The 12916-nt window shown below is 58.5% G+C and carries 13 protein-coding genes; 2 read left to right on the top strand and 11 right to left on the bottom strand.

Going from position 1 to position 12916, the window contains the following annotated elements:
- Positions 1-165 precede the first annotated feature (165 nt).
- From JJD66_RS25330 to JJD66_RS25285, 10 genes are all read right to left on the bottom strand, one after another.
- The gene (locus JJD66_RS25330) at positions 166-2127 is read right to left on the bottom strand and encodes a DUF7844 domain-containing protein (protein WP_200649302.1); all 1962 of its coding nucleotides are present in this window, start codon (positions 2125-2127) and stop codon (positions 166-168) included.
- Complete coding sequence (locus tag JJD66_RS25325) at positions 2124-2444, bottom strand: DUF2388 domain-containing protein (RefSeq protein ID WP_003187408.1); 321 nt, start codon at positions 2442-2444, stop codon at positions 2124-2126. The genes JJD66_RS25330 and JJD66_RS25325 overlap by 4 nt, the downstream gene beginning before the upstream one ends.
- A 39-nt stretch (positions 2445-2483) precedes the next feature.
- Positions 2484-2792, bottom strand: a complete 309-nt coding sequence (locus tag JJD66_RS25320) for a DUF2388 domain-containing protein (protein ID WP_105225313.1) — start codon at positions 2790-2792, stop codon at positions 2484-2486.
- Positions 2793-2897: 105 nt separating this feature from the next.
- The gene (locus tag JJD66_RS25315; protein ID WP_105225314.1) at positions 2898-3218 is read right to left on the bottom strand and encodes a DUF2388 domain-containing protein; all 321 of its coding nucleotides are present in this window, start codon (positions 3216-3218) and stop codon (positions 2898-2900) included.
- Between the two features lie 330 nt (positions 3219-3548).
- The gene (locus JJD66_RS25310) at positions 3549-3764 is read right to left on the bottom strand and encodes a DUF1127 domain-containing protein (RefSeq protein ID WP_003187413.1); all 216 of its coding nucleotides are present in this window, start codon (positions 3762-3764) and stop codon (positions 3549-3551) included.
- A 318-nt stretch (positions 3765-4082) separates the two neighbouring features.
- The gene (locus tag JJD66_RS25305; protein WP_003187414.1) at positions 4083-5576 is read right to left on the bottom strand and encodes an acetyl-CoA hydrolase/transferase family protein; all 1494 of its coding nucleotides are present in this window, start codon (positions 5574-5576) and stop codon (positions 4083-4085) included.
- 180 nt (positions 5577-5756) lie between these two features.
- Positions 5757-7193 carry an NAD(P)(+) transhydrogenase (Re/Si-specific) subunit beta gene (locus JJD66_RS25300; RefSeq protein WP_034129251.1) on the bottom strand — a complete coding sequence of 479 codons (1437 nt, stop codon included), beginning with the start codon at positions 7191-7193 and terminating at the stop codon, positions 5757-5759.
- Positions 7193-7513 (bottom strand): NAD(P) transhydrogenase subunit alpha, encoded by a 321-nt coding sequence (locus JJD66_RS25295; RefSeq protein ID WP_003187417.1) that lies wholly within the window; start codon positions 7511-7513, stop codon positions 7193-7195. The genes JJD66_RS25300 and JJD66_RS25295 overlap by 1 nt, the downstream gene beginning before the upstream one ends.
- A 15-nt stretch (positions 7514-7528) precedes the next feature.
- On the bottom strand, positions 7529-8650 hold the full coding sequence (locus JJD66_RS25290) for a Re/Si-specific NAD(P)(+) transhydrogenase subunit alpha (RefSeq protein ID WP_034129252.1): 1122 nt from the start codon (positions 8648-8650) through the stop codon (positions 7529-7531).
- A 452-nt stretch (positions 8651-9102) separates the two neighbouring features.
- Positions 9103-10002, bottom strand: a complete 900-nt coding sequence (locus tag JJD66_RS25285; RefSeq protein ID WP_200649301.1) for a LysR family transcriptional regulator — start codon at positions 10000-10002, stop codon at positions 9103-9105.
- Positions 10003-10158: 156 nt separating this feature from the next.
- On the opposite strand from JJD66_RS25285, the gene JJD66_RS25280 reads away from it, so the two are divergent.
- A complete protein-coding gene (locus tag JJD66_RS25280; protein ID WP_003187423.1) occupies positions 10159-11340 on the top strand; it encodes an acyl-CoA dehydrogenase in 1182 nt (393 codons plus the stop codon).
- A 13-nt stretch (positions 11341-11353) separates the two neighbouring features.
- Entirely contained in the window at positions 11354-12574 is a 1221-nt protein-coding gene (locus tag JJD66_RS25275; RefSeq protein ID WP_054920883.1) for a CaiB/BaiF CoA transferase family protein, read from the top strand.
- 111 nt (positions 12575-12685) lie between these two features.
- Here JJD66_RS25275 and JJD66_RS28185 read toward each other — a convergent pair.
- A partial coding sequence (locus JJD66_RS28185; protein WP_234452335.1) for a hypothetical protein occupies positions 12686-12916 on the bottom strand: 231 nt, incomplete at its 5' end.

Here is a 12916-nt window from a genome sequence, read left to right as displayed (position 1 = left end):
CAGCTGATGAAGGGCAGGCACCCGTTCTTCAGGTTGACGCAGAACAAAATGTGGGAGCTGGCTTGCCTGCGATAGCGGTGTATCAGCCAACATCTCTTATGGCTGTGACACCGTCATCGCAGGCAAGCCAGCTCCCAAATTTGGAGAGTGGTCGCTGCCAGAATATCAGGGTAGTTCCAGGCCGCCAGCGGCTTTGTGCAAGGCCCGCAAATGCTCACCCACCTGTTTGAGGTTGGTTTCACACGCGGCAATCTCGGCGGCGCGGGATGGATCGAGCAGCGCCCTCACCTCTTTATCCAGCTCGCCGGTCAACGACTGCAACTGCTTCTGGCGTTCGGCGCTTTCTGATTCCAGGCGCTTGGCTTCCGAAGGCTGTGGCAGGCCATAACCCCCACTGTCCAGCAACTCGGCCGGGCGACTCAGGAAGCCGCTGTTGGCGAGAATTTGTTGCAGCGTGTTGTTGGCTTTCTCCATGCCACCGTATTTCAGCTCGCGGGCATTGAGGTAGCGTTGTTTGACCTCATCCTGGGCGAGCATCAGTTGTTTGCGATAGCTGGCCTGCTCCAGCAGCAACAGCGCGGCGCTGGTGCGCAGGTCGGCCTGGGCAAACCATTGGCGACGCGCTTGCGCGTCCAGGGACAACCAGTCTTCGACCTGGGTCTGCTTGATCGGCAGTTGCTTGCGCAGCACATCGAACATGGCCTGGTAGCGCTCGCGGAACGAGTCGAAGTGATACCCCAGCCGCAGTGCCTCGCGCTTGTCATTCAATACGCTGGTATCGGCCAGGCCGCGGGCGCTGAGCACTTCCAGCAAACCGTTGGGGGTGATGTTGTCCAGGCCGGTCAATTGCGGGTTGGCGCTGCCGCTGCGCAACAGTTTCAGGCTTTCGACCGCACAGTTGTTGGAGATAAAGAAGTAGTTGCCGTCATAGCTCCAGTGCATCTGAGCCGCATGTTCGACGGTGTCGTTGATTTCCTGGCGGCTGAGCTTCAGCGGCACCGACGCCAGGCCACGCAGTTCGGTCTTGGTGTACTCATCAATGACCTGGGCCAGCGGCAGTACGAACAGCCGCGACGGGTATTTGCCCACCAGGCCATCCCAGCTCGACAGCTGTACGTCCCCGACAAAGGCGCGGTAAGACAGCACCAGATGCCGGTCCAGGTCCAGTCGGCAATCCGGGCCACGCGGGCGGCCTGGAGCGCAAATCACCAGGCGCAACATGCTATGGCCCCAACGGCTCACCAGGTTCTGGTTGGCTTCGGCAAGCAGATAGTCGATTTCATATACGCGTTCCGGATCGATCTGGCCCAGGGGCGTCTTGGCGAAATCGTTGCCCGCGTTCAGGAAGGCATAGGTGCTGGCGCAGGTGTCCTGTCCGGGCGGGGCCCAGCCGAAGTGATCCTTGTAATAACGGAACAGCGCGGGGCGGCGACACGCGTAGCTGGGGTCCAGGAGGAAGTACTCCATGTTGACCGCTACGAATTCCAGCGGGCTGGTGGTTTCGTAGATGTCCGGGCTGCGTACCACCTGATGGTTGTGCTGCTCACGCTCGCCGCGGCGACCGACATACTGTGGCCAGCCGGCAAGGTCCAGTAGGCGCGGGTCGTCACTGAGGGTAAAGCGGCGGTCGTTCTGGCCACGGCACTGGTCGGGCAAGCCGATCAAGCCGGTAATGCTGTTCTGGCGGCTGCAGCGCTGGATCAGCGTGCGCTCGTCCTTGGACCACAGGCGCGCACGGTCATAGATGTGGGTCAGTTCATGCAGCACGGTGGCGAGCATTTCCCGGCGCACGGTACCGTGGGGGCGATTGGTTTTCTGGGTGGCGGCGCTGCCGTCAGTCAGGCTGGCGAGCAGGTTCTGGTTGAGGTCCAGCTCGGACACCAGGGATGCCTGGCCGTAGGCATTTTCAGGCATCTTGTCGGTCCAGCCGACATCGATACGTCGATCCAGCTGCTCGACAAAGCGCGGCGGCAAGGAACGCAGTGCTTCATCGAGCAATGCCTGGCTGGCCTGCTGTTCGGCCGGGCTTAAGCCTTCGGTCTTGAGCCGCAGTTGCAGGCCGGCCTGGGCTGTACTTGCACACAGCAGCACGGCCCCGGCCAGGAGCCAGGTTTTGAGACGCCTCACAGAGCGAGGATAGCTTCGGCGAGGGTCTGGTCGCTGGCATCACGGGCTTCTGGCACGCGGGTGCGAAGGGTATCGAACGCGGCTTCCAGTTGGGCGCCACGGATCTCGCCATTCGTGGCGACGAAACTGGCGGCGTCATCGTGGGCTTCGCGCACGATCTTGGAGTCGCGGATGGAGGTGGTGGTGTCCGAGGTGAAATCAATGGTGCGCGCCGAGGCACGCACGACGATGTTGCTGGTGGCCTTCAAGGTTTGCGCCTGGGCGACATCGGCCAAAAACAGCAGGCCGAGGGCGGCGACGATCAGCGGGCTACGCATGGGGTGACTCCAATGACAAAGATAGAAATACAACGATGATTATTGGACGAGAATTGCCTGCGCCAGTTCAAGGTCGCTTGCATGAAGTTTTGGCTGGGTACGGCGTAGATAGTCCAGCGCGGACTCCAGGCGTGCGCCCCGCCATTGGCCGTCAGTGGCAATGAAAGCGGCAGCATCATCCCGAGCGGCCATGACCAACTTATTGTCGAACGGCGCAGAGGTCACTTTGCTGGTGGCATACACGCTGACAACAGTGCTCTGGGTGGACACATCCAACGCTGAAGCCATGGGTGACCAGCAGGCGCAAAACAGTACAGGAACAATCAATAAACGGTATGAAAAAGCCATGGGACTCGACAACTGAAAGCGAGCGCCAAGGCTAGCGCAACGGCCGGGCGAGAGCCAGCACCGAGCCAGACGGAGCGGCGGGCGCTCCCGTCTGGTTGCCGTGGATCAGATAGCCAGGATGGCCTGTGCCAGCTGTGCATCGGTAGCGGTATTCAATTGCGGCGCTTGTTGGCGGATCTGGGCCAGGGCGCTTTCCAGTTTCACGCCACGGATGGCGCCTTCGCTGGCGACAAAGCTGGCGGCGTCGTCACGGGCGGCTTGTACGACCTTGTTGTCGCGCAGGGATGAAGTGGCATCAGACGTGGCATCGGAGGTTGCCTTCAGAGCGCCGACGATCGAGTCGGTCGTCATGATCAGGCTGCTCGCGTTGGCATTGGCAGCCAGGGTCAGCATAGCGGCAGTGCACAGCAGGCGAAGACGGGACATGGGGTAACTCCTGTAGACGAATAATAAGGTGGCGCGAAACGGCCACAATGAAACGGACTGGGACTGTCGAGCATCAGACGCACGCTCTACAGGGTTCGCCACGTGGTGAGTGGATATTAGGCGTGTGCCGGGCTATTCGGAAGCCTGCAATTAAACTGTACCTGTCATATTTTACTAATTTTAAACTGTATCTGTAGGTTTGGATTGAGCTATTCCAATGCGCTGTCGCAGATACAACAAAGCCCGCCTCCGGTTACCCGGGGCGGGCTTTGCTTTGACAAATCAGGGTGCTGGCAGTGGACCCGTGAGGTCAGGGCCAGCGGGCGCCACTTAGCGCCAGAACGGCTTGCTCAGCTCTTCGTAGCGTTGAGCTTCGCTGATACCGGCGTCAGCCAGCAGACGCGAATCCAGGCGAGCCAGTTGGTGGCGGCTGGAGATGCGGCGCTGCCACAACATCAGGTTGGCGAGAACGCGCAAAGGCAGGGAAGCCTGGGTGTTTACAGCTTTTTCTTCGAAGAACAGTTCGGAACTGAGTGTACGTTCCATGATGACATCCTTCCGCTTGTGGCGGGATTAGGTAGTGGTTTAACTGATGCCAATGATCCTCTTCCGAGGCAAGACTCTCTAGATACAGTTCACCTGTATTGTGAGAGGCCAGTTAACTGTTTAACGAGGCTGTACGGTACGAAATTGGGGCAACTGTACCTGTGCGCACTTAAAAGGTGCGAAATCGGCATTTTTGAGTTAATGCGTGGGATATTTCGGTAGGAAATGACCGGTACAGCAGTACAGTTTTTTCCATAAGTGTGTGTGGGTTCACCGAGCTGATGAAACTGTATTTGCATCAGCCCGGATCTGTATTCATCAAGCCTTGAGCATGTGCCCGGTTTCTTCCAGGTTGATGTGCCAACTCAGTGCTTCGCGCAGGATGTGCGGCGTATGCCCGCCGATGGCGCAGGCCGCATCGAAGTAAGTGTTGAGCGCATCGCGATAGGCAGGATGCACGCAGTTATCGATGATGACCCGGGCGCGCTCCCGTGGCGCCAGGCCCCGCAGATCGGCAAGGCCTACTTCGGTGACGAGAATGTCCACGTCATGTTCGGTGTGGTCCACATGGCTGACCATCGGTACCACGCTGGAAATCGCGCCCCCCTTGGCAATGGATTTGGTAACGAAGATCGCCAGGTGCGCATTGCGGGCGAAATCCCCGGAGCCGCCGATGCCGTTCATCATCCGCGTGCCGCAGACGTGGGTGGAGTTGACGTTGCCGTAGATATCGAACTCCAGCGCGGTATTGATGCCGATGATGCCCAGGCGGCGTACCACTTCAGGGTGGTTGGAAATTTCCTGCGGGCGCAGCACCAATTTGTCTTTGTAGTGCTCCAGGTTGCCGAACACATCGGCATTACGCCGCTCCGACAAGGTAATCGAACTGCCGGAGGCAAAGCTCAGCTTGCCGGCGTCGATCAGGTCAAAGGTCGAATCCTGCAACACTTCCGAGTACATGGTCAGGTCTTCGAACGGCGACTCGATCAATCCGCACATCACCGCGTTGGCAATATTGCCGATGCCGGCTTGCAGCGGGCCGAGTTTGTTGGTCATGCGCCCGGCATCGACTTCTTGCTTGAGGAAGTTGATCAGGTGATTGGCGATGCCTTGGGTGTCGCTGTCAGGCGGCGTTACCGTAGAGGCGGAGTCCGCCTGGTTGGTGATGACGATGGCGACGATTTTCTCGGGCGGGATCGGAATCGCGGTGCTGCCAATACGGTCGTCGACTTTCACCAGCGGGATCGGCGTGCGCGTCGGCCGGTAGGTCGGGATGTAGATGTCGTGCAGCCCTTCCAGGTTCGGGTTGTGCGCCAGGTTGATCTCGACGATCACCTGTTTGGCAAAAATCGCGAAGCTGGCCGAGTTGCCTACGGAAGTGGTGGGCACGATATGCCCCTGCTCAGTGATCGCGACGGCTTCGATCACGGCGATGTCGGGCAATTTGAGCTGATTGTTGCGCAGTTGCTCGACGGTTTCCGACAGGTGCTGGTCGATAAACATCACCTCGCCGGCATTGATCGCCTTGCGCAGGGTGCTGTCGACTTGAAAGGGCATGCGTCGTGACAGTACGCCGGCTTCGGTCAACTGCTTGTCCAGGTCATTGCCCAGGCTGGCGCCGGTCATCAGGGTAATTTTGAGCGGCGAAGTCTTGGCGCGTTCGGCCAGGGCGTGGGGGACGGCCTTGGCTTCACCGGCACGGGTGAAGCCGCTCATGCCGACGGTCATGCCGTCCTCGATCAGTGCAGCGGCGTCTGCCGCGCTCATGACCTTGTTCAACAACGAAGGCAAGCGGATACGATCACGGTACATGAATTGTTATCTCTGGCTACGGAAAGCAAGGTGGGCAGTGTAGTGATTTCAAAAAGTTTCGGCCCGCTACCATGGTCGAATGCCAGGTCGCGATTTAGAGCCTTTGGTCGGGTTTCATCCGCTAATAAAAAACCCCAGCCTACGTGAGGCCAGGGTTTCGGGTATTGCGCTGGCGCAGTGTTATTCGACGGCTTTGACCATGTCTTCGATGACCTTCTTGGCATCACCGAACACCATCATGGTCTTGTCCAGGTAGAACAACTCGTTATCCAGGCCCGCATAGCCGCTGGCCATCGAGCGCTTGTTGACGATGATGGTCTTGGCCTTGAACGCCTCGAGGATCGGCATGCCGGCGATGGGTGAGTTCGGGTCGTTCTTGGCGGCCGGGTTGACCACGTCGTTGGCGCCCAATACCAGCACCACGTCGGCCTGGCCGAACTCGGAGTTGATGTCTTCCATCTCGAACACCTGGTCGTAAGGCACTTCGGCCTCGGCCAGCAATACGTTCATGTGCCCCGGCATACGGCCCGCCACCGGGTGGATCGCGTACTTTACGGTGACGCCGTGGTGGGTCAGCTTCTCAGTCAGCTCCTTGAGCGCGTGTTGTGCCCGCGCGACCGCAAGGCCGTAGCCTGGGACGATAATCACGGTGTCCGCGTTGGTCAGCAGGAAGGTGGCGTCATCAGCGGAGCCGGACTTCACCGGGCGTGCTTCTTTGGAGCCCGTCGCAGCGCCAGCATCCGGCGCATTGCCGAAACCGCCCAACAGCACATTAAAGAAGGAGCGGTTCATCGCCTTGCACATGATGTACGACAGGATCGCGCCGCTGGAGCCCACCAGGGAACCGGCGATGATCAGCATCGAGTTGTTCAGCGAGAAGCCAATGCCCGCCGCTGCCCAACCGGAATAGCTGTTGAGCATCGACACCACCACGGGCATGTCGGCGCCGCCAATCGGGATGATGATCAGCACACCCAGCACGAAGGCCAAGGCCAGCATCAGTGCAAATGCGCTGAGATTGCCGGTGAACATGAACGCCAGGCCCAGGCCCAGGGTTGCGAGGCCGAGCACCAGGTTCAGTTTGTGTTGGCCGCCGAACTGTACCGGTGCGCCCTGGAACAGGCGGAACTTGTACTTGCCCGACAGCTTGCCGAATGCGATCACCGAGCCGGAGAAGGTGATTGCACCGATAGCGGCACCGAGGAACAGTTCCAGGCGGTTACCGGCCGGTATCGAATCGCCCAAGTGCTTGACGATGCCCAGGGACTGCGGCTCGACCACGGCGGCAATGGCGATGAACACCGCTGCGAGGCCGATCATGCTGTGCATGAACGCGACCAGCTCGGGCATCTTGGTCATTTCAACACGCTTGGCCATGATCGAGCCGGCGGTACCGCCAACCAATAGGCCAACGATGACGTAGCCGATACCGGCAGTCGCCAGTTCAGCCCCCAGCTTATAGATGAGGCCGACGGTGGTGAGTACCGCCAGCGCCATGCCGAGCATGCCGAACAGGTTGCCGCGCCGCGAAGTGGTCGGGTGCGAGAGGCCTTTGAGGGCCTGGATGAAACAAATCGACGCGATCAGGTAGAGCGTCGTCACGAGATTCATGCTCATTACTTGGGCGCCTCTTCTTTTACTTTCGGGGCTTTCTTCTTGAACATCTCAAGCATCCTGCGGGTGACCAGGAAGCCACCGAAGACATTTACCGCCGCCAGGGCCACGGCCAGCGTGCCCATGGTCTTGCCCAGTGGCGTCACGGTGAGAGCGGCGGCGAGCATGGCGCCGACGATAACAATCGCGGAAATGGCGTTGGTCACGGCCATCAGCGGCGTGTGCAATGCGGGTGTTACGTTCCAGACCACGTGATAACCGACATAAATCGCCAGCACAAAGATGATCAGGTTGTAGATACCGGGGGAGATAAGCTCTTCCATCGTCTGAATCCCTGTTTAGGCGTTTTTGCGGATGACTTGGCCGTCGCGGCACATCAGGCACGCGGCGACGATGTCGTCTTCGAGGTTGATTTCAAACTGCCCTTCCTTGGTGAAGACCAGCTTCAGGAAGTCCAGCAGGTTGCGCGCATACAAGGCCGAGGCGTCGGCGGCGACAGCGCCCGCCAGGTTGGTCGGGCCGCAGATGATCACGCCGTTTTCCACCACTACCTGGTCGGCCACGGTCAACGGGCAGTTGCCACCCTGGGCAGCGGCGAGGTCGATGACCACCGAGCCGGGTTTCATCTGCGCTACGGTATCGGCGCTGAGCAGGGTCGGAGCCTTGCGGCCCGGGATCAGGGCGGTGGTGATGACGATATCGGCCTGTTTGGCGCGTTCGTGCACGGCCAGGGCCTGGCGCTGCATCCAACTGGTGGGCATCGGGCGTGCGTAGCCCCCGACACCGACGGCGCATTCACGCTCTTCATCGGTTTCGTAGGGAACGTCGACAAACTTGGCGCCCAGGGATTCGATCTGCTCCTTAACCGCCGGGCGTACGTCGGACGCTTCGATCACCGCGCCCAGGCGCTTGGCCGTGGCGATGGCTTGCAGGCCCGCCACACCGGCGCCAAGGATCAGTACGCGTGCGGCTTTTACAGTGCCGGCAGCAGTCATCAGCATCGGCATGAAGCGCGGGTAGTGGTGAGCGGCCAGCAACACGGCCTTGTAACCGGCGATGTTGGCTTGCGAAGACAGCACATCAAGGCTTTGAGCGCGTGAAGTGCGCGGCGCGGCTTCCAGGGCGAAGGCGGTGATGCCGCGCTCGGCGAGCTTGGCGATGGTTTCGTTGCTGAACGGATTGAGCATGCCCACCAACACGGTGCCACTTTTGATCAGCGCAAGTTCGCTGTCGCTGGGGGCAACCACTTTGAGAATCAGCTCGGCGCCAAATGCGTCGTTGGCGCTGCCAATGGTGGCGCCTGCCGTTTCATAGGCACTGTCGACGATGCTGGCATTGATGCCTGCGCCGCTTTGTACAGTGACCTTATGGCCCTGGCCGATCAGCTTCTTGATGGTTTCCGGGGTGGCAGCCACCCGCGTTTCACCGGTCTGGGTTTCGAGAGGAACACCAATGTGCACGTCAAATCTCCTGCATGATCTTTTTGCTTTTGATCTTTTTGTAAAAAGGCCAGTGCACCGCGAGTGGCGCAACTGGGGCGGCCGATCAGCACGATCCCGCTGAAATGACAGCGGGGCGCGGCATTTTGCAGGCGAACTTTACGGCCATCAAGGGATTATGACGGGTGACGAAAAATTAACTACAAGTCACCCTGTGACTGATTGTCGCAACAGGCTGAAATAACCTCTTTAAATACAGGCCTTTAAAGGCGTTCAGGCGTTTTCAGTCCATTTTTCCATTGCCAGTGTGAATAGTCGTGCATTGGCCTGTAAGAGTCGCTACGAGCCATGAAATACATGGCTTTTAGCCTTGTTTTTGGCTGACAAGTACAGTCTGTTTAAATGCGACATATACGTACATCTGTAGGCTCTTAATTTATTTGACTACAAAGTCAGTAATTGCGCTTTGCCCTTCATTTACTTGGGTTGTAGCGTCTTGACTGGTCGACCAGCCAGTCCCTGAATGCATGCAGAGAGGCGGATTCGACCTTTCTGTCAGGAATCATCAGGTAATAAGCCTTTTCGCTGGTCAGTGCTTCGGTGCTGGCGATTACCAATTGTTGCTCCTTCAGCTCCTGCTGGATGAGAAAAGGAGGGATCAGTGCGATGCCCATGTCATGCATGGCCGCTTGAGACAGCATCGAGAATAGCTCGTATCGAGGGCCTGTCATGTCGCGAGGGATGTTCAGTTGTTGGGCGTTGAACCATTGGCGCCAGGCGTAGGGGCGTGTGGTCTGCTGCAGCAGGGGCAGCTCGGCGATCTGTTGAGGGGTGAAGTGCGTGCGGTCGCCGAGTAAGCGCGGGCTGCAGACCGGTACCGGGTTCTCGCCCATCAGCCTGTGGGATTGCGTACCCGACCAATCGGCATCTCCGAAGTAGATTGCGGCATCGAACTCGGTGTCGGCGAACAGGAAGGGGCGTGTGCGGTTCGTCAGGTTCACCGTGACTTCCGGGTGCTGATGTTGAAAGTCCTTCAGGCGTGGGATCAGCCACTGCGTGCCGAAGGTGGGCACCACCGCCAGTTCGATCACATTGGCTCCTTGCTGGCCCATTACCGACAAGGTGTCGCGCTCCACGGCGTCCAGCTGTGTTGCAACCCTACGGCTATAAGACAGCCCCGCCTCCGTCAGCTTCACGCCGCGGCGTGAGCGGCGAAACAGCTCGACACTCAAAAACTCCTCCAGGCTGGCGATCTGTCGGCAAATCGCGCCTTGGGTGATGGAAAGCTCCAGTGCTGCCTTTGTGAAGCTCTCGTGGCGGGCTGCTGCCTCAAAGCTGATGAGTGCGGTGGTACTGGGGATTTTCCGGCGCATGTACATTGCCCTCACAGATAAAGCGCATTTATGGGCTTTTTGAGTGTTACGAAGTGAGAAATTAGCACAAGCCTATGCAAAAACCTCGTTTGCCCTCTGCGCAGACCGCGCCTAGTCTGGATCCACGACTTCTGATTTTTTCGCGAGGACTTATTCATGGCTGGCAAGGCAAGCTTCAACTGGATCGATCCACTGCTGCTGGATCAACAGCTCACCGAAGAAGAGCGCATGGTGCGTGACAGCGCCGAGCAATTTGCTCAGGACAAGCTGGCTCCGCGTGTGCTCGAAGCCTTCCGTCATGAAAAGACAGACCCCGCTATTTTCCGTGAGATGGGCGAGACCGGTTTGCTGGGGGCGATGATCCCCGAGCAATACGGCGGCAGTGGGTTGAATTACGTCAGCTACGGTTTGATTGCTCGTGAGGTCGAGCGTGTCGACTCCGGCTATCGCTCGATGATGAGTGTGCAGTCTTCCTTGGTCATGGTGCCGATCAATGAGTTTGGTACCGAGGCGCAAAAACAGAAGTATTTGCCCAAACTGGCCTCTGGTGAATGGATCGGTTGTTTCGGGCTGACCGAGCCCAACCATGGTTCTGATCCGGGCGCGATGATCACCCGTGCACGCAAAGTGGATGGCGGCTACAGCCTGACCGGCGCGAAGATGTGGATCACCAACAGTCCGATTGCGGATGTGTTTGTGGTGTGGGGCAAAGACGATGCGGGAGATATCCGTGGCTTTGTCCTGGAAAAAGGCTGGAAAGGTCTGAGCGCTCCGGCTATCCACGGCAAGGTGGGGTTGCGGGCCTCCATTACCGGTGAAATCGTCATGGATAACGTATTTGTGCCGGAAGAAAATATCTTCCCCGATGTACGTGGCTTGAAAGGGCCGTTTACCTGCCTTAACTCGGCACGGTACGGGATCTCCTGGGGTGCGCTGGGGGCTGCTGAGTTCTGCTGGCATACCGCGCGCCAGTACACACTTGATCGCCAGCAGTTTGGTCGCCCATTGGCTGCCACTCAGCTGATCCAGAAGAAGCTGGCAGACATGCAGACCGAGATTACCTTGGCCCTGCAAGGTTGCCTGCGCCTGGGCCGGATGAAGGATGAGGGTACGGCGGCGGTGGAGATCACTTCGATCATGAAGCGTAACTCGTGTGGCAAGTCATTGGACATCGCGCGCATGGCCCGGGACATGCTGGGCGGTAACGGCATCTCTGACGAGTTCGGGGTAGCACGCCACCTGGTCAACCTGGAAGTGGTCAACACCTATGAAGGGACCCATGACGTGCATGCCTTGATCCTGGGGCGCGCGCAAACCGGTCTTCAAGCGTTCTATTAATAGGAGCATGGGCATGGGCGCGCTTTCGCATCTGCGAGTGCTGGATTTGTCACGAGTACTCGCGGGCCCTTGGTCCGGGCAGATTCTTGCAGACCTTGGGGCCGAGGTGATCAAAGTCGAAAGGCCGGGCAGCGGCGATGACACGCGCGCTTGGGGCCCTCCCTTCCTTAAGGATGCGGATGGCGAGAACACCAGTGAGGCGGCGTACTACCTGTCGGCCAACCGTAATAAAGAGTCGGTGACCATCGACTTTACGAGACCTGAAGGCCAGAAACTGGTACGCGACCTGGCTGCCAAGTCGGACATCCTGATCGAAAACTTCAAGGTGGGTGGCCTTGCGGCGTATGGACTGGACTACGAGTCCCTCAAAGAGGTTAACCCGGAGCTGATTTACTGCTCCATTACGGGGTTTGGCCAGACGGGCCCCTATGCGATGCGCGCCGGTTACGACTTCATGATCCAGGGTCTGGGTGGGCTCATGAGCCTGACGGGGCGGCCTGAAGGGGATGAAGGCGCTGGGCCGGTAAAGGTTGGCGTAGCCTTGACCGATATCTTGACCGGGCTCTATTCGACCGTGGCGATTTTGGCTGCGCTAGCTCATCGCGATCACGATGGTGGTGGGCAGCATATCGACATGGCGTTGCTGGATGTGCAGGTGGCTTGCCTGGCGAATCAGGCGATGAATTACCTGACCACCGGGACGCCGCCGAAGCGCCTGGGCAACGCTCACCCTAATATTGTGCCCTATCAGGATTTCCCCACTGCCGATGGAGATTTCATTCTCACCGTAGGCAATGACGGGCAGTTCCGTAAATTCGCTGAAGTCGCTGGGCAACCACAATGGGCGGATGACGTGCGTTTCGCCACCAATCGCGCACGGGTGGCTAATCGCGCGGAGCTGATTCCCTTGATTCGCCAGGCGACGGTCTTCAAGACGACCGCTGAGTGGGTGTCGCAGCTGGAGCGAGTGGGCGTGCCGTGTGGGCCGATTAATGATCTGGCGCAGGTGTTTTCCGATCCTCAGGTCAAGGCGCGTGGCTTGGCGGTGGAGTTGCCTCATGCATTGGCGGGGATGGTGCCTCAGGTTGCGAGCCCGATACGCTTATCCAAGACGCCTGTAGAGTACCGGAGTGCGCCTCCTCTACTGGGCGAGCACACGCTTCAGGTGCTGCAAGGAGTTCTGGGGCTGGGAGCTGCTCATGTGGCTGCATTGAAGGAAGCAGGTGTTATTTAAGCTTTTCCTTCTATATAGATAGAAGTCCAGTGGAGAGCTGGTTGTTTTTTAACCGAAGCTAACTTATTGATAGAAAAGCAGAATTAAGAGTTGACGGCGAATTATAACTGTCTATAATTCGCCCCACTTCCGGCGCAGTCGAAACGGAAAACTCCTTGGTAAACAATGAGTTATGAGGTTTCCGGCAGCAAGCTGCTTCAGTTCATCGAAGCCAAAAGGAAGTTGAAAAAGAGGTGTTGACAGCAGCGTGTAACGCTGTAGAATTCGCCTCCCGCTTACGAGAGATCGCAAGCGCAAGTGGTTGAAGTTGTTGAAGAAATCTTCGAAAACTTCTGAAAATAA

The sequence above is a fragment of the Pseudomonas sp. MF6751 genome, assembly GCF_016613265.1.
Lineage (GTDB): Bacteria > Pseudomonadota > Gammaproteobacteria > Pseudomonadales > Pseudomonadaceae > Aquipseudomonas > Aquipseudomonas fluorescens_BV.
The sequence above is the reverse complement of the archived record's forward strand: the minus strand, read 5'-3'. Positions and strand labels throughout refer to the sequence as shown.